The sequence below is a fragment of the Candidatus Pseudomonas auctus genome (assembly GCF_048654275.1).
GTDB classification, from domain to species: domain Bacteria; phylum Pseudomonadota; class Gammaproteobacteria; order Pseudomonadales; family Pseudomonadaceae; genus Aquipseudomonas; species Aquipseudomonas pharyngis.
This window is the reverse complement of sequence record NZ_JBJYZK010000004.1, coordinates 409,138-435,236: the sequence shown is the minus strand read 5'-3', so window position 1 is coordinate 435,236 and position 26,099 is coordinate 409,138. Positions and strand designations below refer to the sequence as shown.

The window sequence follows — 26,099 nt, the reverse complement described above, 5'->3', positions numbered from 1 at the left end:
GTCAGGCCACCGCCCGGGACATGACGTACAAGGCGTCACGCACGGTCATCGAGTCGTCTTCGAGGGTGCGCAGGTGCACCCCCGCCACATTCGGTTGCGCATCGAGGCGCGCCGGGGCATGCAGATAAACGTTGAAGGCGCGTTCGCTGGTGGAGGCTTGCAGTTGCCGTTCGCGACCGATCAACGCGCTGAGTGCCGCGTCGCTGTCGCTGCCGCCCACCGAACGCACCGACGACCAGCGCCCTTCCCTTGCCAGCAGCAACACGCTGCGTTGCGGCTCGGCGACGATGAACAGGAAGTCGCCGGCGTCGAGGCTTTTGTCGAAGCGGTTGAACGCGGTCATCAGGTACGGCTGCACCGAACGCAGACGCAGGCCGCGACCGCTTACCAGCGTGCGCAGGCGTTCCAGCAAATCCTGCGGCAAGGCACTGGCGATCCGGTCATGCCCGGCAGGCTCAGCCGACAGCACCAGGCTCCACGGTTGGGTCGGTGCGCCGAACAGGTCTTCGAAGCACAGTTGGGCGAAGCCGCGCAGTTCGTCAGGGCTGCTGATCTGCTCGCTCCATGGGACCAGGCAGAAGCGGCTGAAGTGGCCGGAGATCACCACGCTCAGCTCGGCACCGGCACGGGTGTGTTCGCCGAGCAGACGGTCGAGGGTGTCCAGCGCAACCGCGTAGCTCTGAAAGCCTTCGTCGATGTAGCCGACGCTGCCCAGCCACCGGGTGTCGCTGCCCCGGCGCTGGCCGAGGCCGACACCGCTGGCGCCGAGCACGGCGATAAATTGATCACGCGATAAAAGTGACACGATTGATCTCCTCCAGCGTGGTCCGACCGTGCTCCACCAGCTCCAGCGCCGATTCGCGCAACAGGCGCAAACCACGGGCGCAGGCCAGGGCTTTGATCTGGGTGATGGGTTGGCGCTCGACGATCATCTGCCGCAGTTCGTCGTCCAGGTGCAGCAGCTCGGCAATCGCCGTGCGTCCGCGATAGCCGCTGCCCCGGCAATGGCCGCAGCCCTTGCCGTGGACGAAGTGGTAGTGATCGACTTTCTGTGGATCGAGGCCCGAAGCGCGCAGTTCTTCATCGCTCGGGTTGACCGGCGTGCTGCAGCTGCTGCACACCAGCCGGATCAGGCGCTGGGCGAGAATCGCGTTGAGCGCCGAGACCAGGCTGTAGGGGTCGATTTCCATTTGGGTAAAACGGCCGATCACATCAAACACGTTGTTGGCGTGAATGGTGGTGAACACCAGGTGACCGGTGAGCGCCGATTGCACGGCGATCTGCGCGGTGTCCGGGTCGCGGATCTCGCCGACCATGATCTTGTCCGGGTCGTGACGCAGGATCGAGCGCAGGCCACGGGCGAAGGTCAGGCCTTTTTTCTCGTTGACCGGGATTTGCAGCACGCCGGGCAGCTGATATTCCACCGGGTCTTCGATGGTGATGATCTTGTCCACGCCGTGGTTGATCTCGGTGATCATCGCGTACAGCGTGGTGGTCTTGCCGCTGCCGGTGGGGCCGGTCACCAGCACCATGCCGTAGGGTTCGGCGGCGAGGCGACGCAGTTGGCGCAGGGTTTCGTCTTCAAAGCCCAGCGCTTGCAGTTGCACGCCGCAGACCTTGTCGGCCAGGTCCTGTTTGTCCAGCACCCGCAGCACCGCGTCTTCACCGAAGATGCTGGGCATGATCGAAACGCGGAAGTCGATCTGCCGGCCGCTGATGCCGATCTTGAAGCGACCGTCCTGGGGCACGCGTTTTTCGCCGATGTCCAGTTCGGCCATGACCTTGACCCGCGAGATCACCTGTTCGGCGAACTCGCTGCCCTGGATCTTGCCGATGTTGTTCAGCACGCCGTCGATCCGGTACTTGATCACCAGCCCCTGGCCGGTGGTGCCGAGGTGGATGTCGCTGGCGTGCATTTTCAGCGCGTCGTAGAGGGTCGAGTTGACCAGTTTCACCACCACGCTCGAGTCTTCGCTGATGCTGGTCAGCGACAGGCTTTGCAGGGTGTCGGTCTCGCTGCCGGCGTCAGCCTGGGCATTGAGCGATTCGACCGCGTGGAAGCTTTCTTCGTGGCGGGCCAGATAGGCCTTGAGGTCGTCGGCGTGCACCAGGTACAGCGGCGCGCCGTGCAGGCATTCGTCGATCCAGGCCAGGCGCGACGTGTCGAAGGGGTCGGCGAACACGCCGATGACTTCGTCGTTATGGCGCAGCAAGATGAATTCACGTTTGAGGCATTGCGCGAGGGTGACCCGGTCGAACACCGGGGTCGCCAGAAACAGCGTGTCGGTGTCGAGCACCGGGTAATGCAGGGTGGCGCCGAGGCTGGCAATGAACGGCATCGGCGCCAGCTCACAGAGCACGGCCAGCGCATCGAGCACCCGTTCCCCGGAAGTGCTGGCCCGTGCCCGGGCCTGGGCCAGTTGCTCACTGGAAAAGCGTGGCGGGGTCTGGGCCTCCAGCGGAGGATTGACCGACAGCGGTTCGACGACAACGGACAGACGATCCATGGCTTGCTCTCCAACACCCGGGGCTTGAGGCCCTGACGGCGCGGGAGGCGAATTCGGCGAGTGCCGGAACGTCTATCGCGCCATTACTCCCCGGTGAGCATTTGATCGTCGTCCGGTGCCATGACCTCCGACCTGTTTCGTCGGCGGTCCGCCAGCACCCAACTGCCATCGTACAACTGCAACGGGAAGCTCTCGGTCCTGCTCTGGCGTCGTTCGACAAAGCCTTCGGATGGGCTCGCACCGGGTTTCGCTTCGCGCTGGATCCCCAGAAGGTCGCAGACAGCTCGGGCCAGTTCCGCCAGTGGAAATGGTTTGAACAGGATGTGACTGACCCCCAGTTGCCGCGCCCGCTCACAGACTTCAGCGGTCGGGTGACCCGTTATCAGTACGAAATGACACGTCCTGTTCTGGCGGACCGCGTCGAGCACCTCGAACCCTTCCATATCGGGCAAGCGGTAATCGAACACCAGCACGTCGGGGGCGAAAGTCTCGGCCAAGCCGATTCCCTCTGCGCCGTCATGTGCAATCCGGACTTCCAGCCCTTGCGCCGACAGATAATCCTGAAGGTTCTGTGCAAGCAGCTGTTCGTCTTCGACAACCAGTACTTTGTTAACCAAGGTGGACTCCCTGAAACCTCAAGTGCCGGCAATTGAAATTCAATGACCCGAACCTGCTGGAGTGCGCCTCACAAGAGGTAACGCACACTTCATGCCAGGCTGAATGCCGGTAATTTTTTGTCTTCATGTCCTTGAATTGAATGGAAATGCCCGCTCGTCCCGGTACCCCGTTCCCCAGAAACGGGGAAGCACCTGAATGGGCATCGAAGCCATTCCCCACTATTGGGGGGGAACCTTCAGTCGTCGTCAATTCGTTCGATCCTGTTCTCTGCCCGTAACTGCGCGAGCACCTGACGACGAGCCTGGGTCTGTTGCTGTCGGGCGAGGTACGCCCTGACTGTTTCCAGCCCTTGCTCCTCTGGGACATCGGCCGCCTCCCTGTGGTTCTCGACAAAAATCAAATGCCAGCCGAACGGCGTGCGCACCGCTTCGCTGAGTTCGCCAGGCTTGAGGGCAAACGCCGCCGTTTCAAACGCCGGCACCATCTGCCCACGGGCGAAATATCCCAGGTCCCCGCCCTGGCTGGCGGTGACATCTTCCGATCCCGATTGCGCGACGCTAGCAAAGGTTTGCCCCCCTGCGATAGCCGCACGCATCTGCATCAAGCGTAGTCGCGCCGCTTCAACCGTGGCGGCATCGGCATCACCGGCAACCTTGATCAGAATGTGCCGGGCCTGCACCTGCTCCGGCGCGCCCATTTCAGCGCGGTGTTCCTCAAAAAACGCCCGCACCGTTTGCTCGTCCGGGGCCTGGACTTTGGTCAGCTCGGCAAACATCCGCTGCGCCGCCAGTTCACGGTGGGTGTACTTGGTGAACGAAGCCTCGTCGAAACCGGCGTCCTGCAAACGCTGGAGGAATTTGTCGGTGCCACCGATGGCGGTACGAGTCCGTTCGACCTGATCGCGCACCGTTTGCTCATCGATCTTCACCCCGCGCTTGCGCGATTCCTGCCAGAGCAATTCCTTGTCGATCAGCGTGTCCAGCGCGGCCTGACGCAGTTGTTTATAGGCCTTGGGGTTGCGGATGCTCGCCACGGCGCGGCCGTGATCCTCCAGGTACTCGGCGAAAAAACGTTCCAGGCGAAACTCGGAAATCGCCTCGCCGTTGACCCGGGCGGCCACCGGTTCATTGTTCGCCATTCCCACCGACAACCAGCCTGTCAGCAGCCAACACAGGGTTTTGAGCTTCATGATCAGGGCCTCCGGTCAGGGCGTGGCAATAATCGGTTTGTAGGGAGCGACCAGAAAAAAACGCTGGTCGGGCAAGTCAACGGTGACCACGTGCGCCCCGCTCAGGCCCAATCGTCGGCCGGGGCCGAAGCTCAGGCGCGGGGTCAGGCCGGTGTCGAAGTCGTGCAGGCCTTCAAGCGCCGCCACCAGTTTTTCGCGGCTGGCGTCGCGGCCGGCCTGCTTCATGCCTTCGCTGAACAACAGCATCGAGGCGTAGGCGCCGACTTGCAGCACCGCGTGCTGGGCGCCGAGGCCTTGATGCTCGCGCAACAGCGTCAGGGCCATGCGCCCGGCCTGGGTCCAGTCGCTGGGCACGAACGGATACGCCAGAAACACCCGCCGGGAAAAACCCTCCGGCACTTGCAGCAGATCCCCCGCCACCTGGCTGGATGCGGCAAACAGGTATGGCACCTGCCCGGCATTCTGCAACCCGGCCGCCAGCCGGCTGAAACCACCGCCGTTGCCCAGGTAGAACACCGAGCGTGAGCCCAGCGGCAAGCTGTCCGCCGCCGGGTCGTAGGCCTGCAGATGGACTTTTTCCCAGCCGTGCTCCTGCAGATAGCGACCGAGGGTCTGCGCCGCCAGCATCTGGGCCGGGTCGTCGGGATAGGCAATCAGCGTCGGCCCTTGCAGTACTCGCAGACTGGCGGTGGCGTAGTCGGCCAGTGCGATCAGTTGCTCACGCAGGCCCGGCAGCGGTTCGAAAATCTGCGGGCTGGCCTGCACCGGGCCGAGCAACGACAGGGCCCCGATCAGCGGCACGCCGGACTGCTCAAGGCGCGGCGCCAGTTCGCTGTCCAGCGCCGGGGCCAACGGCGCGATCAGGGCGAAAACTTGCTCTTCCTCGATCAGCCGTTGCAGGGCCTGTTCGGCACTGGCGCGATCCGGGCCGGGATCGGCCACGGTCAGGCGCAACTGCCGGCCGTGAATGCCACCGGCCTGATTGATCCGCGCCACACTGCCGTTGAGCACCGCCGCGATGGTGGCGCCCTCCTCGGCCAGCGGCCCGTGGCTGGGCAGCAAGGTGCCCAGGTGCAAGGTCTGGTCATCGAGCCCCGGATCGCGGTCATCGGCCAGACGCTTGAGGTAAGCGGTGAGGTTGCGCTGATCCTTCATCGACAGCAGGAAGCGCGGCATGCTCGGGTCGAGGCGATTGTTGCCGGGATCGCGGCCCTGCTGGATCACCCGCGCCAGACTGCTGTCGGTGTAGGCCGGATAGTTGCGGCCGTTGATCTGTTGCTGGCCATGAATGCTGGTCAGCCGCGACCAGTTGAGTTCCGGCGGACGCACCCCTCCCTCGGGCCGGCCGAGGCCGTCGGCACCGTGGCAGTTGGCACACGGCAGGCTGGTGGCCGGCAGCAACACATCCGCCGCGCCGACCCGCGCCATGATCGGCTCGCCGCTGGCGGACAGGCCTTCGCGGTACAGGCGCTTGCCGGCGCTTTCTTCATCGGTCAGCGGCAACGCGGCCGCGCCGAGGCTGACGCCAGCGAGCAGGATCAGGGCGAGGACGCGGCCGAGGTTCATGGCGCGGACTCAGCGGCCGGCCACAGGCATTGTCAGCAGTTGCAAGCGCTGGGCAATGGCGGCGGCCGGGGCGTCGGGACGGATTTTGCTCCAGCGTTTGTTGGCCACATCGCCGACGATCAACTGGGTCGAGTGCTGCTCGGGCGTCGGCACGATCTGGCCGATGCGGCCCAGCACCAGGTCCATCTGCGCCTTGTCGCCGGTAAGGAAAAGCCAGTGAGGGTCATCGGCGCCCTGCTTCAAGGTGTAAGCCTTGAGCACCGCCGGCGTGTCGCGCAGCGGATCACTGGTAAGGGAAATGAAGGTGATGCCGTCGGCCTTGTCGCCCAGCAGCTCGCGGACTTCCTTGAGCTTGCGGGTGATCAGCGGGCAGGCGTCATTGCAACTGGTGAAGATCACGTTGAGCAGCACCACGCGGTTGTGCAGCGCATCGCTGTAGAAACGCTGGACGTCGCCGTTCTGATCCAGCAGCGGCGTGTCGGTGAACCAGGTTTTCGCGTCGTGGGTGCCTTTGGCCGGTGCGGGCGCAGCGCTGGTCGTTGTCGTTGCCGGTGCAGGTTGTTCGTGGCCTTCGTGAGCCAGGGCCATAGCGCTGAAAATCCAGAAACACACCGTCAGGGTGAGCCAGTCCAGGGTTCTCATGGTTGTTGCTCCATGGCAATCGCGGTGTGTTTGGCGTGGGTGCGCAGGCCGCTGAGTTTCTCGACTTCTTTGGCCAGCAATGCCGGGTCGGTGAAGCCGTAATAGCGCGTCCAGTGGCGGCTGTTGCCGTCACCGACGAGGATCAGCGGCTGATGATTCTTGAAGTCGCCGCTGAAACTGCCGAGGCCCTTGAGGGTGGCGGTGATCGATTGCGGCGAACCGGTGAGCCAGCTCCAGCCCGGGCCTTTCTGGAAGGTGCGGGCGTAATCCTGCAGACGTTTCGGGTCGTCGCGCTGCGGGTCGATGCTGATCGACACCAGTTGCACTTCGGTGCCGACCCGGGCACCGAGCTGTTTCTGTACCTTGCCCATGATCGACGAGACCACCGGGCACACCGTCGTGCAACTGGTGTAGATGAAACTCATGACCACGATCTTGTTGTGCACCAGATCCTGCTCCAGGTGCACGGTTTTGCCGTTCTGGTCGAGCAGCGGCACGTCGGCGAATTTGACCTGGGCGTGCTCCTGGCTGTTGGCGGCCGGTGCCGTGTGCCCGGCATGCTCGTCCGCCGAGTGGGCGCTGGCCTGCTGGATACCGACGGCCAACAGGCACAGGGTCAGCAGGCCACGGGATGCAAATCGGTTCATGGTCGTTTCCTCGTCACTGAGTCTGGCCGGGCAGCACCCGGACACTGGCAAAGGTCTTGTCGTCGAAACCGGCGCCCAGCGAGGCCGCGCGCACATGCAGGTACCAGGCGCCGCTGCGGTCGAGGGTCACCGGCGCTTCGTACACGCCGTCGGCGACTTCCAGCGCGGCCACTTCACGGGGCCGGGAAGTCGGGGCGAGGAAGTAGCGCAACTGCACGTCGGTCACGCCGCTGCGCTGGATTTTTTGTTTGCCCTGGACGATGCGAAAGCGCACCACGTACGGGTCGTTGAGGGCCACGGCGGTCTTGTCCAGCAGGAACTCGACTTTTGCCGCGCCCAGGTGTTTTTCCGGCGCGCCGTCGGACGCCACCTGGGCGCTGAAGCAATGAATGATGTTCGGCTGATTGAGCAGGAACGCCACGTCGAAGCGCCCCGCCGCCGGCAGCTTGACCCGGGCGCTATAGAGCCCCGGCGAGACTTCGCGCAGGCTGCGGTCGATCACCAGCGCAGCGCGCGCGATCTGCCCCCGATTGGGGTAACCGGACATCGGCGCATTCATGCCTTCGGCGTAGAAATAGGTGGTGTTGTCCACCGGGTTGACCACGAACACCGCGTTGTCATCGCGCGATACCGCGAGGCTCGACGCCAGCGGCAGGTCCCCGGCCAGCCGTGGCGGCTGCGGCCCGGCCTCGAAACCCTGGGTAATCGGCTGACGCCCTTCGCCCAGCGAAGACAGGTTGATCATGGTGACTTTCGGCGAGGCCAGTCCGCGCACGTAGGCGTAGGCCTGAGTGAACACCACTTGATAGGGTTCGGCCGAGACTTCCAGATCATGGATCGCCGAATCGTTGGCCGCGTCGATCACCGTGGCGCGGTTTTCCACCGTGTTCAGCACCACGCCAAACCGGCCGTCGGCGCTGAAGCCCATCGGGCCGAGGCCCTGTTGCAGCTTGATCACCCGGCGGACGGCGCGGCTGTTGCTGTCGATCACCGTGACGGTGCCGTCCTTGCCATCGGCCACGTACACCGCGCCGGACAGCGGCGAGTAGGCCACCGACAACGGGCTGGAGCCGGTCTTGACCTGTTGCACCAGGCTCAGGCTGGCGATGTCGATAACGCTGAGGGTGCCGTCGTCGCGGTTGCTGACGAAGGCGAAACGGCTGTCCTTGCTGAACGTGATTTCGTGGTGGCCGCGACCGGTCGCCAGGTGTTTCAGCGGTTTGAGGCTTTGGGTGTCGATCACCGTTACGCCGGATTCTTCAGCCTTGCTCGCGTTGTTGCCGACCCACAGCAGGCGCTCGTCCGGTTGCAGGGCGACCCGCACCGGTTGGCTGCCGGCGGCCACCGAGTCGATCACCTTGAATTGCTCGCTGTCGATCACCGCCACTTCCCCCGCCGTCGGCATCGACACGAAGACCTTTTTATTGTCCTTGGGCGTGACCCAGTCCATCGGCGATTGCTTGAGTTCGATCCGCGCCAAAGTACTGGTAATGCCGCCGACCGACACTGACGGATCGACCACCGAAACGCTGGCATCGCGGTTCATCACCAGCAGGAAATAGCTGTTGAGGTCGAGCAGCGGCCGCGCGCCGATGTTGGATTTGAGGAACGTACCGACCCGCGACTTGCAGCTCTGGTCACGGCCCTGGGCCTGGTCGGCGGCGACGGCTTGCGGATCGATCCACGCCCCCGGCGCCACACCGGACAACGGCTGGCCGGACGCACCGTCGGTGACGCGAAACTGCACGTCGGCGAACTCGCCCTCACGCAACTGACCGTCGCTGGCCAGCGGCTTCAGATCGAAGGCGATCGACACGCCGTCGCGGGTCAGCACCTGCCCGGCGCCGGTTTGCGCCAGGGCAATCTCGCTCAGCGTGAGCAGCGCGCCGGCCATCGCCAGCAGGCAGACGCCGATGATGTTGATGATCCTGTTCATACATCTCTCCCCTACAAACCTTTCCCCACCTGTGGGAGCGGGTTCACCGGTTCCCACAGGTCGCGCATTGGCACCTACTGAGCAGGCGGCGCCGGCTCCGGCTCATTGGTCACCCGCAGCAATCCCCACAGCCCCGAGGTGTTGCCATAGGCGGCGTAATCGCGGAACAGATAGTCCCCCGGTATCGCGTTGCTGCCCCCGGCGCTCGGGATCATGAAGCTGAAGTGCGCCGCCGGCAGGATGCTTTCGTGAGCGCCGATGTACATCGACATCGGGTTGTAACCGAAGCGCACCGAACCCACGCCCGGCGTGCCCATTGGGTAGCCGCCGGTGTCGCTCTTCTCGGCCTGGAACGGGTTGAGCGACCAGACGTGTCCGTCGAGCTGGAACGTCGTGCCGCGACTGCCGCCGCTCGGCATCAGAATGTGCGTACGCAACGGCTGACCCGGTTTGGCGTACAGCACCGGCGTCTGCGGATCGCCCCCCACCAGCGCATTGCTGTAGGCCATGTGTGCGTTGGTCATGTCGCCGTAACCCGCGCCATCGGCATGACCGAACGGCGCATCCGGGGCGAGACCGAAGCGATACCACAGCGGTTCGGTCTTGTAGTTGATCGCCATGCTCGAGTTGTCCTGCGGATCGGTCGGCACACCGAAGCCCTCGGCCGCGATGCCTTCGACCGGCCGGCCATTGGCCCAGCGAGTGTTCAGCGCCTTGTGCCAGACCATCGCGAAGTCGCGGTAAGTCGTCTGCCCCGGTGCGGTGACCGTGGCGTTGACCTTGCGCGCATCGTCGACCCAGGTCGCGCCGATCGGCAGGATGCTCATCGCCCCACCCAGACCTTTTTGCGGTTGCTTGATCACGTCCGCCGGGGTGAAGTTCAGGCCACCGAACTCCACGGCCGTGGCGTTGATGTTGTCGACACTGCGCCCCAGTTGAGTGACCGGTTTGCCTTCACGCTCCAGGTGCCCGGCGTAGTACTGATAGGTACGGGTCGGGTAGGCGCCGCTGCTGCCCACCCGGGGCGGGACGGTCTGGACCGGGTTGGCGCCGACGTTGGTGCCGTCGGATTTGGTGATGTCGTAGGCCAGCAGTTGGGCGTGCAGCCCCACGTGGCTGGACGGCCGCATCAGGTTGTTGCTGAAGGTGGTCGAGCCCAGGCCGCTGTTGCGATCGCGCTTGACGATGCCCTGCATCACGGCGGTCTGGGTCAGGTCGGGCATCACGCTCGGCAGACGGTTCTCCAGGGTGATATTGATGCAGTCCCCGGCCGCTGCGCGCAGCACCAGCGGTTCGACCGGAATGCCGGGTTTGAGCTTGCCGCTGACCGGATCGAGGTCGGTTTTGCGCACATACAGGATCGCCGTCGGATCATGCAGCGGCCCGCTCTGGCCACCGATGGTGATGGTCTCGCCGTCCTCCGGATCGGTCACCGTGACCTGCGGGATGCTCACCGTGCGCGAGTTCAGCACCAGGGTGCCGCCCGCCGGATTCAGCGGCCCGCCGACATGCTGACCAAGCCCGGCCGAATCGCCGATGCTCAGGCCCAGCGAGTTGCCGAGGATGTCGTTGGCCAGCGCCGCCACCACTTCATAGTTGCGCTGCACCGTCGGCCGGGTGCCGATGCCGTTGGGGTTGGCGCTGATCCGTGGGCAGCTGCCTTCGAACGCCACGGTGTTGCGCATGCCCGCCGGACTCGGGTTGTTGGGGATGGCGAACAGGTCATTGCGTTTGGCCGTGTAGTTGCGCATCACGCCCCAGATCCCGCTCCAGTAGCCTTCGATCGAAGCGTCCATCGAGTACAGATAGTCACCGGTGGTCGCCGCAGAGCTGGACAGCATCGACACCGGTGCGATGAAGCCCATCTGTTCGGAGATGCCGATCATCTGCGAGGCGCGCCAGCCAGAGTTGGAGCTGTTGCCGAAACCGGAACCGCTCTGCAGCCATTTCACGCCGTGCAGGGTGACGTTGTGCTCTTCCTCGTGGCCGCCGGCATGCACCCGCAGGCGCACGTTGTCGCCGGTGTAGGTACGCAGCATCGGGGTGAACGGGTCGCCCGGCTCGCTGCCGCCCTTGTTGATGTGCGGCGGGAACAGGGTGGTGCCGCCAGTCGGGCCGGTGGCGGCCGTCACCAGGTTCGGCGCCAGATTCATCGCCGGGATCGCCCGGTCGGTACGGCTTTGCATGGCATAGGCCAGATCGCCGCCGAGGCCGTCGGCCTGCATGCCGCGCTTGCCGTCCGGGCCGACCTTGTTCGGGTCGTAGACCCGCAGGGCCAGCGGCTCGTTGCGATAGTTGACGACGAACATGCCCGGATCATCCACGGAGATCGCTTGCGGGCAAGGCCGGCTCGGGCAACCCGGCACCTGACCGCCCTGCACTTCCAGCACGCCTTCGAGCAGGGTGCTGGCGTTGTTGCGCACCGGCGGATTGATCGCGTAGCGGAAGCTGTCAGCGGTCGCCGGGAAGGCTTGCGGATTGGGCACGCCGTTGGGGCCGGCGCCCACGTACACACCGGCTTCATAGGCATGCTGGAAGTCGCTGTATTCGAGGAAGAACTCACGGAAGCTGTCGTTCTTGCCGTCGCCGTCGAGGTCGCCGGTGTTGATCACCGCCTGCCACGAGGTCGGCCCGCCGTCCTGGCGCGCGCCGCTGTACAGAGGCTCGCCGGTTTCGGCGTGGAACCAGGTGGAACCGGCCGGCTCCGCCAGCACCGTGGCATACAGCCCGATCTGCTGGTGAGTCGATGGGCCGAGGTGGTCGTGGGTGAAGATGGTGCCCAGCCCGCGATCCACGCCCTTGGCGTTGACCACCGGGTCGACGAACCAGCGTTGCATGGCTGTGCGCGCGCCCATCCAGTCACTGCGCCCGAACTGGCCGAAGAACGGATGCGCTTTGGCTTTCGGGCACGCCTGGGTGCCGTCGCGCGGGTCGCTGCCCTCGCACTGATTGAATTCGCGGATCGCGTGAATGCGTTCCTGAACCGCACCCGGCGAGAGCACGCCGTCCTCGTAGTTCCAGCCGTTGGAGGAGCCGTCGGCGGCCGTCAGGTCCCACTTCGGCAAGTGAATGTGCTGGCCGATCACGTCGGTCGGCGTGCGCACCTGATAGTCGTCCATCTCGTAGGTGGCGGGCACCAGGTTGGTTTGCTGGTATTGCACGCAGTCGAAGGTGTTCATGCGCATCACCAGCGGCTCTGGCGGACGCTGCTTGGTGATCACCGGCCAGGCGTCTTCCCACAGCGCCAGAATCCGGGCTTGCGGGAAGTGATAGCCGACCTTGTTGTACACCGCGTCGAACTGAATGTTGGCGGCCTTGTAGATCCGTGGCCGGTCGGCGGTGAAGGTCGAGGCGCCGACAAAGGACATACCGTCCAGCCGATCGCCACTGGCGAATTCACCGCTGCCGGCGCTGCTGGTCAGGCGCTTTTGCCGGTCGTCCATGCACGGTTCGTAGTACGGCGCGCCGGCCATCGGCAAGGCGCCGTTGGTGCGGAAGGCCTTGGCCACGATCTGGTTGCCGGGCAGCAAGGCAAAGCTTGGGTGATCCTTTTTCGCGTGGAACGCCATCGCGGCCTGTTCCACTTCGGTGCCCTCTTCGGGCAGGTAAATCGGTTTGGCGCGGGTGACTTCCTTGGAGAAGTCCAGCGAGGTGGTCACGGTGTGCGCCTCGCCTCCGGCCGACACCCCGTCGAGGGTGTGACGCTGCAAGCCGCCGTCCCAGCCGCCGGACTGATTCGGATCGAGGTTGGCCCACAGCGCTTTGCCGCTGGCTTTCAACGATTGCGCGGTGGCGGCGTCGAGCATGTCCAGCGGTGGGGTTGGCGGACGCTGACCTACCGAACTTTCCATGCCGCCGATCCAGAACGGATAGCCTGGGTTTTTCAGGCTGCCGTCGGCGTTGCGGTTGGCTTCGCTGCGATCGACCAGTGCCAGGGAACCGATGGCTTGCGAACCACCGTTACCGCCGTGGTGTTCGCCGTCGTCATCGCCCTCTTCTTCCTCATCGTCGTCATCGTTGCCGGCGACCAGGGTTTCGCCGATTTTCGGCACCACCACCACTTTGCCCGGCATCGGGGCCATGGCTTTGCCGGGCAGCGGCACCACGGCAGGAATCGGCGTGCCGGCGATGATCTCGCCATCCGGCAAGGCGCGGGCACCGGCGGCGGGTTTGCCGCTGCGCAGGGCGTAAGGTTCGCTGTGATAACCATCGGCGCCCTGTTGCGAGACTTCCAGCCGGGTCCCTTCCTCGAACACATCGTGCACCCGCCACATCGACCACATGCCCTGGGCGAAGTGCGGGTAGAAGTGGCAGTGATAGATCGCATCGCCGGCCACCCGGTTGCGGTTGCCGGAGCCGCCGTTGGCAATTTCGTAGGTATAGCCGGCGCCCGGACCGATGCCTTGGGCATCGACGTAATCGGAGTTGTCGTCATTGGGGTTGAACAGCCACTGATGGCCGTGCAGGTGGAAAATGTGCTGCTCGTGACCATTGTGGGTGTTGCGGAATTTGACGAAGTCACCGATGTAGCTGTGGTTGACGTTCGACGGCTCCGACGGATACAGGGCCATGGTGGCCTTGACGCCAACCTGATCGGCGCTCGGTGTCTGGCCGGGGGCGATGTTCTCGAGCCCGGTGTTGGCCGGCACGTCCACCAGCATCGCCACGTCACCGACGGTGTGCGAGCTGAGGAAGAATTCTTCGTAGGCGCACGACAGGCAGTCGTGCATCGGCCCCACGCCTAGGCGGTTGGCGACCACTTCGGCACCCATGCCGCCGGAACCGTAGTTGATCATGAACGAGTCGCGGGTCGGCTCCAGCACATGGGCCATGACCGGGTCGGCCCAGTAAGCGGGGAATGCCTGGGTGGCGGCGGTTTCGTCCTGGAACTGCGAAGCGAAATCGCGAAACGGCTCGAGGCGGTTGGGGATCGCCGGGTTGCGTTTGCCCACCGATTCCAGCGGATAGGTGCTGGGCGCGAAACTGCCATCGGCGTTGCTGCCCATGACGATGGCGTCGCTTTCGCTGGAGATGATTTCGTTGCCGTCGACCATGCTGATGATCGGCGTGCCGGCCTTGCCTTCACGCAGCCACGGTTCGCGCTGCGGGTAGCGGGCCTGGTAATCGACGATGGGGTGACCGGCCGGTGTGCGGCCAGTGGTGGCCAGACGCATTTCTTCTTCGGTGAGGGTGTTGCGATAGGTGCGTCCCGACTTCGGCACCACCACGACCTGACCGAACAGGCCATTGGCAGTGTTGCCGGCCGCGCCTTCCCCACCGAATGTCGCGCCACGGCTGCTGACGGCAAACGCCCCTTCGCGCTCGGCGTACAGCACGTACGAACGGCTCGCGCCCGGCGGCACCAGGGTGTTGGCGTTACGCCCGGTGTAGGAGGAAATGTCATCGATACTGTTCACCGCTTGCAGGCCGTTGACCTGGAAGCCGACATGGCGGTCGGCGACCTGCTCGTCGACCTTGAAGGCATCGGCGCCACCGGGGTTCACGGTGCCCTCCTCGCCTTCAGGCCCTTCGAAGTGCTTGTTCGGGTTGGCCTGATAATCGAGCAGGTTCTGCAGGTTGATCGTCAGGCAATCACCGGCGGCGACCCGCAGCACCAACGGCCGTGGACGCTTGTCCGCACGCAGCGAGACCTTGCCCGGCACCGCGCTGCCGCCATAGGCCAGCGAGACATCGTGCTCATCGACCACATCGCGGCGCAGGGCGTACATCATGCCGTTGGCATTTTGCGCACCGAGGCGGTTGAACATCAGCGGTTGATCGAAGGCGACCACATTGGCCACCAGATTGCGCTCGCAGCGCACGGCGGCGCTGGCCAGTTCGACGCTGAGCATCGAGACCAGCAACAGCAGCCAGTTCAACAGGGGCGGAGCGTGGTGAATGCCAACCATGATCGGAAACCTCGTAGTGGGTGCTCACAGGGAACGATTCTCGTTAAAGCCCTGAGAGCAATCCGCATGCCACAAAAAATTACCTTCCATCTCAATCAGTTACACAGGTCACTTGAGAATGCGGGGGATATTCCCCACCCGTTTCCCCACTTTTCCGGGCCCCTTGGGTTTGCCCCGAAAGTGGGGAAAGCCGGGGCTGGATTTACAAAAAAAAGGCTTTACAACGGCGCATCCACCGCCAGCCCCTGCAAGCGCCGGTACTGACGCAGCACGCTCGGGACATAGCGCTGGGTTTCGGCGAACGGCGGAATCACCCGGCCGCGGCTGAGCACCGCGTCAGGCCCGGCGTTGTAAGCCGCCACGGCCAGGGCGATGTCGTTGTCGAACAGGGTCATCAGGCGCTTGAGGTATTTGGCCCCGCCCTGGATGTTGGCCTTGGGGTCGTAGACGTCTTTCACCCCCAGCTCGCGGGCGGTGTCGGGCATCAATTGCATCAGTCCGCCGGCGCCCTTGGGCGAGGTGGCGCCGGGGTTGTAGTTGGATTCGGACTTGATCACCGCGTGCAGCAAGGCTTCGGGCAGGTGATTGGCGCTGGCCGCCGCTGACACCAGCTCCGCGTAGGGCTGGTTGGCGATCAATTGCGGTTGCCGGTCAAGGCTGACCAGGGGCGCATCGGACTCGCGAATCACCCGCTCGTAAGTGCGTCCGGGACGGTGGACGTTCGACAGCACGTAGCTGCCCTTGGCGTCCATGGAAACGAAGACATCGGCTTGCGCGGCACCGACCGACAGCACGCAGCCGAGCAGTCCTGCAGTGAATGAATGGATCATTGGGCCTCCCCTGACAGGCCCCGAAAAATTGGGGGAAATGCCCCACTGACCCGTCGTTGATCAGCCGTACGCAAGCACTGTGCCGACTCTTGAAAAGCCCGTAATACAAGGGCTTCAGCCCGACCGCCGAATTTATCGGTGGCTGAGCATGGCAATTGCATAAGCCCTTTCGGCGACACGGCTGCCACTCACGGGAGGTCATCATGAAGCTGCATTTTCGTCCGCGTGCCCAACGCGGTTTCACCCTGCTCGAATTGCTCGTGGTGCTGGTGGTGCTCGGCCTGTTGGCCGGGATCGTCGCGCCCAAATATTTCGCCCAGCTGGGGCGTTCCGAAGTGAAGGTCGCCAAGGCGCAGATCGAAGGCCTGAGCAAGGCGCTGGATCTGTATCGGCTGGAGGTCGGCCATTACCCGTCCACCGAACAGGGCTTGCAGGCGCTGGTGACCGCACCGAGCGACGAAGCCAAATGGACCGGCCCGTACTTGCAGAAAAAACTGCCGCAGGATCCGTGGGGCCGTAACTACACCTACCGCTATCCCGGCGAAAACAGCGAGTACGACCTGCTCTCGATGGGCAAGGACGGCCAGCCCGGCGGCGAAGGCGAAAACGCCGAAGTCACCAACTGGCAATAAGCGGAGCACACGGCATGCGATTTCAACTCAAAGCAGTGGGCAAGGCCGGGGTGGTGTCGCTGAGCGTCGAGGCGCCCGGCCAGAGCGAAGCACGGCGTATCGCCGAGGATCAGGGCTTGCGCGTGGTCAGCCTGCATGCCGAGCGCCACTGGCGTTCGTTGCGCCTGAGCAAGCGTGAGACCTTCAACCTGGTGCTGTTCAGCCAGGAACTGACCACCTTGCTCAACGCCGGCCTGCCGCTGATCGATGCGCTGGAAAGCCTGGCCGAAAAAGAAACCGCCCCCGCCGCCCGCAAAACCTTGAGTGAGCTGGTGCGGCTGCTTTACGAGGGCAAATCGTTCTCCCAGGCGTTGGGCCAGTTGTCAGCGGTGTTCCCGCCCTTGTACGTGGCGCTGGTACAGTCCAGCGAGAAAACTGGCGCGGTCGGCGATGCGCTGGGCCGTTACGTGAGCTATCGCCAGCGCATGGACGAGGTGCGGCAGAAGATCGTCAGCGCTTCGATCTACCCGCTGCTGTTGCTGGTGGTCGGCGGTGGTGTGGTGCTGTTTTTGATGGGCTACGTGGTGCCGCGCTTCAGCCTGGTGTTCGAAGGGCTGGGCTCGAACCTGCCGTGGCTGTCGCAGATCCTGATGAGCAGCGGCATGTTTCTACACGCCCATCAGGGCGAGTTTTTCGGCCTGTTGGCGACGATCGTCATCGCCCTCGCCGTGCTGCAGAAACAACCGGCGTTTCGCCGTGGGCTGGATCGGCTGGTGGAGAAACTGCCCGCCGTGCACCAGCGGATTTTCATGTATGAGCTGGCGCGGTTTTACCGGTCGCTGGGGATTCTGCTGCAAGGCGGGATTCCGCTGGTGACGGCCATGGGCATGGTGCGCGGCCTGCTCACCGTAGCCTCCCGGGCACGCCTGGATCAGGCCTGCGAGCGGGTGCGCGAGGGGCAGTCGTTGTCCACTGCGCTGGAGCTCAATCATCTGGTGACGCCCGTGTCCCTGCGCCTGCTACGCGCTGGCGAGCAGTCCGGCAACCTGGGGCAAATGATGGAACGCAGCGCCGATTTCTACGACGAGGAAATCAGCCGCTGGATCGAGTGGTTCGTGAGGCTGTTTGAACCACTGCTCATGACCTTCATCGGCCTGTTGATCGGGGTGATCGTGATCCTGATGTACATCCCGATCTTCGAACTGGCTTCGAGTATCCACTGACCTCGGGAACGGGTCGGATCACACGCAACAAGCCACATCCACGTTCCCAACCAAGACAACAAAGACGGAGAACGATATGCACATTCAAAAGCTCGTGCTCGCAATGGCCATCGGCGCAGTCCTGTCGGCGTCTACCGTATTGATTCCGGACAGCCTGTCCGGGGTGTCGAGTGTTCAGGCCAAGGATGGGGGAAGTGGTGGTGGAGGAAGCGGCGGGGGCGGCGGCGGTGGAAACGGTGGGGGTGGCGGCGGTAATGGAGGGGGCGGTAGCGGAGGCGGTGGTGGCGGTAATGGAGGAGGCGGCGGCAGCGGTGGCGGTGGTGGCGGTAATGGAGGCGGCAACGGAGGCAATGGTGGGGGTCACGGCGGCAGCGGCAGTGGCGGCAACAGTGGCAGTGGCGGCGGTGGCAACAGTGGCCACAGCGGCAGTGACCACGGCTCGGGCCATTCCGGCAACACGGCGTCATCCGGTCGCAGCGGCACGCATTCTGAACCCGGCGACGACCATGGTGTGCATCGGTCCGGAGAGATCGGAGATGACCACGGTGTGCATCGCGCCGGTGAAATCGGCGATGACCACGGCGTACACCGCGCTGGTGAAATCGGCGACGACCATGGCGTACATCGCGCCGGTGAAATCGGTGATGACCATGGCCTGCATGCAGCCGGCCAACCGGGCGATGATCGCGGTGTGCATGTCGGCGGCGAGCCTGGCGATGACAAGCGCGCCAACTAAATCACTTTGAAATGCCCTACCCCTGTGGGAGCGGGCTTGCTCGCGAAAACGTCAGGTCCGTCACTCCTGTATTGACTGACCCACCGCTTTCGCGAGCAAGCCCGCTCCCACAATGTTTTGTAGCGCCTACAAAACGCCTTTTGTCTGATCCAGCCGCTCGCGCAAAAACTCGATCAACGCCTGCACCGGCCGCGACGCCTGGCGATGCTGCGGGTACACCGCCGACAGAGTCAGCGGTTCCGGCCGAAACTCGTCCAGCACCGGCACCAGCCGCCCATCCTTCAACGCCGCGCCAACGATGAACGTCGGCAGATAAGTAATCCCCATCCCCGCCACCGCCGCATCCCGCAGCAACTCACCGTTGTTGACGCGCATCCGCCCGGTGACATTCACCAGCAGCGGCTTGCCCTGCCCCGCGTTGAACCGCCACTGCACCGAACGCCCGTGACCGTAAGGCAGGCAGTCGTGGCCAAGCAGATCTTCCGGTTTGACCGGCGTACCGCGCTCGGCCAGATACCCAGGACTGGCGCAGTACACCCGCTCGATTGACGCGATGCGTCGGGCGATCAGGGTCGAGTCCTCCAGCACACCGATGCGCAGCGCCAGGTCGTAACCTTCGCCCAGCAGATCCACCGGCCGGTCACTCAGGTCCACTTCCACCGTGACCTCGCGATAACGCTGCAGAAACGGCGGCAGCAAACAGCCCAGATGCGCCAGCGCAAACGACAGCGGCGCACTCACGCGAATCGCCCCGCGCGGCTCGGCAGTCTGCCCGGCAATGCCCTGCTCCACCGATTCCACTTCGCCGAGCAAGCGCAGCGCCGATTCGTAATAGCTCTGACCCAGCGGCGTCACGTCCAGACGCCGGGTCGAACGGTTGAGCAATCGTACGCCGAGGCGCTCTTCCAGTTGCATCAGGCGACGGCTGACGAACTGCTTGGACAGGCCCAACTGATCGGCCGCCGCCGTGAAGCTGCCGGAGTCCATGACCTGGCAAAAAATACGCATGTCTTCGAACGGGTTCATTGTCACTCTCTGGTTGACAGTTAAACGCTTTATAGCCGCTTTTTCACTTTCCGGCACCTCATTAATCTGTGCTCACGGTGTTGCTGAGGCCTGAAGCCCAGCGCCACAGCAGCCCGATCCCAAGGCATACAAAAACTCAAACGACTTAAAAAGGAATTGCACATGAACATCAAGAAAACCCTCGCCGCTTCCCTCCTCGCCCTGTCCATCGGCAACGCCTTCGCCGCCGAAAGCACTGGCGTCGAACACACCACCCAGGCCTTCCTCGACGCCCTCGCCGCCGGCGGTGGCAAGCCACTCGAGCAATTGAGCCCGAAAGACGCCCGCGCGGTGCTGACCGGCGCCCAGGCTTCGGTGAAGGTTGACCTGTCCGGCGTTGAAGTCAGCGACAAAACAATCAAGGTCGACGGCCAGACCATCAATCTGAAAGTGGTGCGTCCGGCCAAGGTCAAAGGCGAGTTGCCGGTGTTCATGTTCTTCCACGGTGGCGGCTGGGTGCTGGGCGACTTCCCGACGCACCAACGCCTGATTCGTGATCTGGTGGTGGGTTCTGGCGCGGTCGCGGTGTACGTCGATTACACGCCGTCGCCGGAAGCGCAGTATCCGACCGCGATCAATCAGGCTTACGCCGCGACGAAATGGGTGGCCGAGCACGGCAAGGACATCGGTGTCGACGGCAAGCGTCTGGCGGTGGCCGGTAACAGCGTCGGTGGCAACATGGCAGCGGTCGTGGCGTTGATGGCCAAGGAGCAGAAAACCCCGGCCCTGCGCTTCCAGTTGCTGATGTGGCCGGTGACCAACGCCGGGTTCGATAACGGCTCGTACCAGCAGTTCGCCGAGGGCCATTTCCTGACCAAGGGCATGATGCAGTGGTTCTGGGACAACTACACCACCAACCCGGCCGAGCGTGCGCAGATCCATGCCTCGCCGCTCAACGCCAGCGCCGAACAGCTCAAGGGCCTGCCCGCCGCACTGGTACAGACCGCCGAGTTCGACGTGCTGCGTGACGAAGGCGAAGGCTACGCCCGCCACCTCGACGCGGCCGGTGTGCCGGTGACCTCGGTGCGCTACAACGGGATGATTCACGACTTCGGCCTGCTCAACCCGCTGAATGGAATCCCTGAGGTGAAGGCCGCCGTGCGCCAGGCCGCGGCGGAACTCAAGACCCATCTGAACTGAGTGCAACCCCTCGCCACACCTTCGGGTGTGGCGTTTTCTTTTGTGCCCGCCGGAGTTCGACTCATGAGCCTTTTTTCTGCCCATCTGCTGTCCTGGAGCGCCCTGCTGCTGGCGCTCGACGCCTTGCTCTGGCATCTGGCGCCGTTCAAACACCGTGCCCCGCGGGTCGGTGTGCGGCTGGTGCTGTTTCTGGCATTCAGCGCGCTGGCCATCAACGCCGGCGTCAGCCCGTTGCAGGCACCATTGTTTGCCGATGACCCGGTGGCGCAACTCGGGGCGACGGCGCTGGGGATTCTCTGGTGGCTGTACGCCGCGCGGGTGCTGACCGAAGTCATCGGTCTGATCCTGATGCGCCGCATCGGTCACAGCGGCCGGTTGCTGCAGGACGTGATCGGGGCGCTGGTGTTTCTGGCGGCCATCGTCGCGGCGGCCGGTTATGTGCTGGATCTGCCGGTCAAAGGCCTGCTCGCGACCTCGGGCGTGGTGGCGATCGTCATCGGTCTGGCGCTGCAAAGCACCTTGGCCGATGTGTTTTCCGGCATCGTGCTCAACACCACCAAGCCGTATCAGGTGGATGATCTGGTGGTCATCGACGGCGTCGAGGGCAAGGTGCTCGACATCAACTGGCGCGCCACGCACCTGCTGTCCAGCAGCGGCACTCTGGCCGTGGTGCCGAACTCGGTGGCGGCCAAGGCCAAGATCGTCAACCTCAGCCGGCCGAACAACCTGCACGGCGTGTCGATCAGCATCAAGGTGCCGAACCACATTCGCCCGCGCCGGGTGCTCGACGCCCTCGACCGCACGCTGCAAGGCAGCAGCAGTCTGTTGCTGTCGCCTGCGCCGAAAGCCGTACTGAAAGAGGCCGGCGAAGAAATGTCGGAATACGTGGCCAGCGGTTTCATCGCCGAACTGGGCAAGAAAAGCGACGTGCGCAATCAATTGTTCGACCTCGCCCACCGCCACCTCGAAGCCGCCGGCATCTCGCGGCACCCGGATGGCGTGATCGAACCTTCGACCCGCGCCCGCGCCTTGCTCGATGAAGTGAAGATCTTCCGCTCGCTGAGCCATGAGGAACGCGATCGCCTCGCCGAATCGATGGTCGCGCAGCAGTACAGCGCCGGGCAGGTAGTGCTCAATCTGGAGGAAGTCCCGGACAGCCTGTTCGTCATCGCCACCGGCGTGGTCAGCGCCAGCGTGCCGGACGGCAACGCCTTCACCGAGGCCGGGCGCATGGGGCCGAGCGAGGTCATGGGTGAGCAGAGCATTCTGGCGGATACGCCTTCGCAGGCGACGTTTACCGCGCTGACCTCTTCGATCATTTATCGTCTCGACAAGAACCTGACCCGCCAGTGCATGGAGCAGCGCAGTGAAGTGGGTCGGGCGTTGAACAAGTTGCAGGCGGTGCGGCAGCAAAACAGTCGGCTGGCGTTGATGGCCAAGCCTGTGCCGGTTCGCAAGGGTGGGTTTTTGGGGTGGTTGCAGAAGCGGTGATGTTTGCGGGTTCAGAATCGTTGCCACCTTCAAGATCTACCCCCTCACCCCAGCCCTCTCCCCCAGGGGGGCGAGGGGGAAAGGGAGCCGATCTCCATGAAGTTCAGGTCCTGAGTTCCACTCGATTTTTCAGGTCGATGTACCTCGAAAGAACACCTCGGTTGGCCCCCTCTTCCTCCGGGAGAGGGCTGGGGTGAGGGTTGGTTTTCGAAGTGAAAATACACACTCACCAACACCGCAAAAAAAATGCCCGCTCTTCAGCGGGCATTTTTTTTCAACCAATCACTGGGCAGTGAACTTGGTGTAGCTGTTGATCAGGTTGCGATAGTTAGGCAGACGCTGCGACAGCAGATTCGCCAGGCCTTCCATGTCATTGCGCCAGTCGACTTGCAGCTCACAAGCCACAGCGAACCAGTTCAGCAGGTGCGCACCCGCCGCCGACATGCGCGCCCAGGCAGCCTGCTGCACGGTGGTGTTGAAAGTGCCGGAAGCGTCAGTCACCACAAACACTTCAAAACCTTCAGCGATGGCCGACAGGGTCGGGAACGCCACGCACACGTCAGTCACCACACCGGCGATGATCAGTTGCTTGCGGCCAGTAGCCTTGATCGCCTTGACGAAGTCTTCGTTGTCCCAGGCGTTGATCTGGCCAGGGCGGGCAATGAACGGTGCGTCCGGGAATTGCTCTTTCAGCTCAGGCACGATCGGGCCGTTCGGGCCGGAATCGAAGCTGGTGGTGAGGATGGTTGGCAGGTTGAAGAACTTGGCGATGTCGCCCAGTGCCAGCACGTTGTTCTTGAACTCGTTCGGCGAGAAATCCTGTACCAGCGAGATCAGACCGGTCTGGTGGTCGACCAACAGTACAACGGCATCGTCTTTGTTCAGGCGGCTGTAAGGAACGTTGCTCATGTGAAACTCCTCGATGGATGGTTGTTGCGGGGAGCGCCGCTCACACAGAGCGGCGCTTTTTCAAAAGGATCAGAACGCGAAGCAGGAGCAGCCGAACGCGCCCCAGAAACCGGCGAAATCGCTGACCGGCGCATTCGACATCCGCGCTTTTTCATGGCTGTGGGTATGCACTGCGCACGGGCCGCTGCACTGGTGCACCTGGGCCTGCAATGGCGAATTCGGGCGCCAGTGGCCCGGGACTTTCACCACCGGCGACCAGTCCGGCAGCACCGGCAGCGAACGTGGGCCGAGGTCTTCGAAGTCGCCGGCGGCGTACACGATCTTGCCGCCAACCACCGTCATGACCGACTCGATCCACTTGATCGCTTCTTCTTCGACACTGAAGAAGTCCGCGCTCAGCGCTGCCAGGTCCGCCAGTTGCCCGACCTTGATCTGGCCTTTCTTGCCCTGCTCGGACGAGAACCAGGCGCTGCCATGGGTGAACAGTTCCAGCGCGGTGCTGCGTGGCAACCCTTCTTCGTACAGCGCCAGACCGCCAACGGTGCGACCGCTGACCATCCAGTACAGCGAAGTCCACGGGTTGTAGCTCGACACCCGGGTGGCATCGGTGCCCGCGCCGACCGGTACGCCTTCGGCGAGCATGCGTTTGATCGGTGGGGTGGCTTCGGCGGCTTGTTTGCCGTAACGGTCAACGAAGTATTCGCCCTGGAACGCCATACGATCCTGAATCGCGATGCCGCCGCCCAGTGCCCTCACCCGCTCGATGTTCTGCGGGGTGATGGTTTCGGCGTGGTCGAAGAACCACGGCAGACCGTTGAACGGAATGTCGCGGTTGACCTTCTCGAACACATCCAGCATGCGGCTGATCGATTCGTTGTAGGTGGCGTGCAGACGGAACGGCCAACGCTGTTCGACCAGGTGGCGCACCACCGGCTCCAATTCCTGTTCCATGGTCTGCGGCAGGTCCGGGCGCGGTTCGAGGAAGTCTTCGAAGTCGGCTGCCGAGAACACCAGCATTTCCCCGGCGCCGTTGTGGCGCAGGAAGTCATCGCCCTGATGCAACTTGACGCTGCCGGTCCAGTTCTGGAAGTCGGTCAGCTCTTCTTTCGGCTTCTGGGTGAACAGGTTGTAGGCGATGCGCACGGTCAGCTGGTCGTCTTTGGCCAGTTGTTCGATCACCTGATAATCGTCCGGGTAGTTCTGGAAACCGCCGCCGGCATCAATGGCGCTGGTCAGGCCGAGGCGATTGAGTTCGCGCATGAATTGGCGGGTCGAGTTGACCTGATACTCCAGCGGCAGCTTCGGCCCCTTGGCCAGCGTCGAGTACAGAATCATCGCGTTCGGCCGCGCCACCAGCATGCCGGTCGGGTTGCCGTTGGCATCGCGCACGATCTCGCCGCCCGGCGGGTTCGGCGTGTCGCGGGTGTAACCGGCAACGCGCAACGCAGCGCGGTTGAGCAACGCACGGTCATACAAGTGCAGGATGAACACCGGGGTGTCCGGCGCGGCCTGGTTGATTTCTTCGAGGGTCGGCATGCGTTTTTCGGCGAACTGGAATTCGTTCCAGCCGCCGACCACGCGCACCCATTGCGGGGTCGGCGTGCGGTCGGCCTGATCCTTGAGCATGCGCAGCGCATCGGCCAGCGACGGCACGCCTTCCCAGCGCAGTTCGAGGTTGTAGTTCAGACCGCCACGGATCAGGTGCAGGTGCGAGTCGTTGAGGCCGGGAATCACGCAGCGGCCCTTGAGGTCGACCACTTGAGTGCCGGCGCCCTTGAGGGCCATCGCCTCGGCATCGTTACCGACGGCGACGAAACGACCGTCCTTGATCGCCACGGCACTGGCGAGGGGTTTTTCGCGGTCTACCGTATGAAATTGGCCATTGAACAGAATCAGATCGGCGTTCATCGCAGTTCCTTCGAGATAAGTGAAACGGAGCCCGGACCCAGCGCTTCAGCGCGGCGGGTTGGCATTGGATTCGAGGTGTTTGTGTGACTGTCCGGCTTCCAGCCACGGCGCGAACAGACGGGTCACCGGCGGCATGAACACGTAGACCACCGACACCACGATGGTCAGGGTGATCAGGAACGTGGCGACCACGTAGTTGGAGAGAAAGGCATTGAGTTGCAGCAGCGGCCCCCAGATCAGCGGCACCAGCAAGGTGTGCGGCAGGATCACCAGCAGCGTCACTACAGCCTGCTTCCAGCGCGGTGGCGGTGAGCCGGCCTCGGCCAGCGGCGTGAACCAGAATTCGTTGGCCGCATTGACTTCGATCTGGTCGCCGTCGGCGAGCATCGGAGCGGCTTCGTCGATCAGTTTCTGACGCTGCGGTGAGTCCAGCCAGCGCTGCATCGCCTCGGTCGAGCAATAACGCAGCACGCAGGTGAACAGTGCGAGCCCGCCCTGCTGGCTGCGCATCACGTCCACGCCCAAGTGCCCTTCTTCGCGCCCCGCCACGCTGACGATGTTGCGCAGCCAGGCTTCGTAAGGCTGCTCAAAACCGGCCTTGACCCGGTGCTTGACGATCAGCGTCACGGTTTCTTCGGGTCCCGGTTTTTTCAGGGTCTGGGCATCAGGCATAACGGAGTACTCCGGGCAAACGAACATTGAGCGCCAGCCGTCCGGGCCCGGCGATCAGAACAGTGGTGAAGAGGATCAACAGCAACCAGCCGAACTGCCCTTCGGCCACACTCCATTGCGGATGCACAAGCAGCAGCGCCACCAGCAGCACAAAGAGAATAGGCAAGCACGCCAGACGCGCCAGCACCCCGGCGACGATCAGCAGCGGACAGAGGACTTCGGCGAAGATCGCCAGAATCAAAGTGAGGTGGGCACCGAGGTGGAACGGGTCTTCGATCAGTTGCAGCTGCGCGGTGAAGTCCAGCAGCTTGGGCAAGCCGTGGACGAACAGCAGAAACAGTCCGCCGGCGACCCGCAGGAACAGCAGGCCGAGATCTTGCGCCTGGTCATTGCGTTGTACAGCGTTCATGGCCCCACCCTTGATCAATCATTGCAGGCCATGGTGCAACGATTGATCGGGGGGAAATTGGATGGGTGTGCTCTCTTTTTTGAGAGCACCT

General features: G+C 63.7%; 20 protein-coding genes. 5 read left to right on the top strand and 15 right to left on the bottom strand.

Annotation, left to right across the window (positions count from 1 at the left end; translation table 11 throughout):
* Nucleotide 1: 1 nt before the first annotated feature.
* From ACKUG4_RS10910 to ACKUG4_RS10865, 10 genes are all read right to left on the bottom strand, one after another.
* Complete coding sequence (locus tag ACKUG4_RS10910) at nucleotides 2-805, bottom strand: hypothetical protein (protein ID WP_445433980.1); 804 nt, start codon at nucleotides 803-805, stop codon at nucleotides 2-4.
* Nucleotides 786-2,507 (bottom strand): GspE/PulE family protein, encoded by a 1,722-nt coding sequence (locus ACKUG4_RS10905; RefSeq protein ID WP_039769035.1) that lies wholly within the window; start codon nucleotides 2,505-2,507, stop codon nucleotides 786-788. Before ACKUG4_RS10905 ends, ACKUG4_RS10910 begins: the two co-directional genes overlap by 20 nt.
* A gap of 83 nt (nucleotides 2,508-2,590) precedes the next feature.
* Nucleotides 2,591-3,124 (bottom strand): response regulator, encoded by a 534-nt coding sequence (locus ACKUG4_RS10900; RefSeq protein ID WP_039769033.1) that lies wholly within the window; start codon nucleotides 3,122-3,124, stop codon nucleotides 2,591-2,593.
* 236 nt (nucleotides 3,125-3,360) lie between these two features.
* The gene (locus ACKUG4_RS10895) at nucleotides 3,361-4,314 is read right to left on the bottom strand and encodes a peptidylprolyl isomerase (protein WP_445433979.1); all 954 of its coding nucleotides are present in this window, start codon (nucleotides 4,312-4,314) and stop codon (nucleotides 3,361-3,363) included.
* Nucleotides 4,315-4,329: 15 nt separating this feature from the next.
* On the bottom strand, nucleotides 4,330-5,880 hold the full coding sequence (locus ACKUG4_RS10890) for an ABC transporter substrate-binding protein (RefSeq protein ID WP_064595150.1): 1,551 nt from the start codon (nucleotides 5,878-5,880) through the stop codon (nucleotides 4,330-4,332).
* Nucleotides 5,881-5,889: 9 nt separating this feature from the next.
* Complete coding sequence (locus ACKUG4_RS10885) at nucleotides 5,890-6,522, bottom strand: SCO family protein (protein ID WP_064595148.1); 633 nt, start codon at nucleotides 6,520-6,522, stop codon at nucleotides 5,890-5,892.
* The gene (locus ACKUG4_RS10880) at nucleotides 6,519-7,169 is read right to left on the bottom strand and encodes an SCO family protein (protein WP_064595146.1); all 651 of its coding nucleotides are present in this window, start codon (nucleotides 7,167-7,169) and stop codon (nucleotides 6,519-6,521) included. Before ACKUG4_RS10880 ends, ACKUG4_RS10885 begins: the two co-directional genes overlap by 4 nt.
* Before the next feature lie 13 nt (nucleotides 7,170-7,182).
* Complete coding sequence (locus ACKUG4_RS10875; protein WP_445433978.1) at nucleotides 7,183-9,105, bottom strand: YncE family protein; 1,923 nt, start codon at nucleotides 9,103-9,105, stop codon at nucleotides 7,183-7,185.
* 74 nt (nucleotides 9,106-9,179) lie between these two features.
* Nucleotides 9,180-15,014, bottom strand: a complete 5,835-nt coding sequence (gene mnxG / locus ACKUG4_RS10870) for a manganese-oxidizing multicopper oxidase MnxG (protein WP_445433977.1) — start codon at nucleotides 15,012-15,014, stop codon at nucleotides 9,180-9,182.
* 218 nt (nucleotides 15,015-15,232) lie between these two features.
* Nucleotides 15,233-15,844 carry a lytic transglycosylase domain-containing protein gene (locus ACKUG4_RS10865; RefSeq protein WP_074687725.1) on the bottom strand — a complete coding sequence of 204 codons (612 nt, stop codon included), beginning with the start codon at nucleotides 15,842-15,844 and terminating at the stop codon, nucleotides 15,233-15,235.
* Between the two features lie 203 nt (nucleotides 15,845-16,047).
* Here ACKUG4_RS10865 and gspG point away from each other — a divergent pair, with 203 nt between their 5' ends.
* The 3 genes from gspG (at nucleotide 16,048) to ACKUG4_RS10850 (ending at nucleotide 18,414) form a co-directional block, all read left to right on the top strand.
* The gene (gene gspG / locus ACKUG4_RS10860) at nucleotides 16,048-16,476 is read left to right on the top strand and encodes a type II secretion system major pseudopilin GspG (RefSeq protein WP_007956107.1); all 429 of its coding nucleotides are present in this window, start codon (nucleotides 16,048-16,050) and stop codon (nucleotides 16,474-16,476) included.
* Between the two features lie 14 nt (nucleotides 16,477-16,490).
* Nucleotides 16,491-17,678: a type II secretion system F family protein gene (locus tag ACKUG4_RS10855; RefSeq protein WP_064595139.1), complete on the top strand. Its 1,188-nt coding sequence runs from the start codon at nucleotides 16,491-16,493 to the stop codon at nucleotides 17,676-17,678.
* A gap of 76 nt (nucleotides 17,679-17,754) precedes the next feature.
* Complete coding sequence (locus tag ACKUG4_RS10850; RefSeq protein ID WP_082934385.1) at nucleotides 17,755-18,414, top strand: hypothetical protein; 660 nt, start codon at nucleotides 17,755-17,757, stop codon at nucleotides 18,412-18,414.
* 126 nt (nucleotides 18,415-18,540) lie between these two features.
* Here the strand turns inward: ACKUG4_RS10850 and ACKUG4_RS10845 are convergent, their stop codons facing one another.
* Entirely contained in the window at nucleotides 18,541-19,440 is a 900-nt protein-coding gene (locus ACKUG4_RS10845) for a LysR family transcriptional regulator (protein WP_064595133.1), read from the bottom strand.
* 162 nt (nucleotides 19,441-19,602) lie between these two features.
* Here ACKUG4_RS10845 and ACKUG4_RS10840 point away from each other — a divergent pair, with 162 nt between their 5' ends.
* Nucleotides 19,603-20,619, top strand: coding sequence for an alpha/beta hydrolase (locus ACKUG4_RS10840; RefSeq protein WP_445433976.1), 1,017 nt, complete (start codon nucleotides 19,603-19,605; stop codon nucleotides 20,617-20,619).
* A gap of 63 nt (nucleotides 20,620-20,682) precedes the next feature.
* A complete protein-coding gene (locus tag ACKUG4_RS10835) occupies nucleotides 20,683-22,110 on the top strand; it encodes a mechanosensitive ion channel domain-containing protein (protein WP_445433975.1) in 1,428 nt (475 codons plus the stop codon).
* Between the two features lie 282 nt (nucleotides 22,111-22,392).
* Here the strand turns inward: ACKUG4_RS10835 and ycaC are convergent, their stop codons facing one another.
* The 4 genes from ycaC to ACKUG4_RS10815 all read right to left on the bottom strand — a co-directional run bounded on the left by ycaC (nucleotide 22,393) and on the right by ACKUG4_RS10815 (nucleotide 26,008).
* Nucleotides 22,393-23,019, bottom strand: a complete 627-nt coding sequence (gene ycaC, locus ACKUG4_RS10830) for an isochorismate family cysteine hydrolase YcaC (RefSeq protein WP_039771508.1) — start codon at nucleotides 23,017-23,019, stop codon at nucleotides 22,393-22,395.
* Nucleotides 23,020-23,088: 69 nt separating this feature from the next.
* Nucleotides 23,089-24,927 (bottom strand): amidohydrolase, encoded by a 1,839-nt coding sequence (locus ACKUG4_RS10825; protein ID WP_011333416.1) that lies wholly within the window; start codon nucleotides 24,925-24,927, stop codon nucleotides 23,089-23,091.
* 45 nt (nucleotides 24,928-24,972) lie between these two features.
* Entirely contained in the window at nucleotides 24,973-25,599 is a 627-nt protein-coding gene (locus ACKUG4_RS10820) for an antibiotic biosynthesis monooxygenase (RefSeq protein ID WP_445433974.1), read from the bottom strand.
* Nucleotides 25,592-26,008 (bottom strand): DoxX family protein, encoded by a 417-nt coding sequence (locus ACKUG4_RS10815; RefSeq protein ID WP_074687718.1) that lies wholly within the window; start codon nucleotides 26,006-26,008, stop codon nucleotides 25,592-25,594. The genes ACKUG4_RS10820 and ACKUG4_RS10815 overlap by 8 nt, the downstream gene beginning before the upstream one ends.
* Between the last annotated feature and the right edge of the window lie 91 nt (nucleotides 26,009-26,099).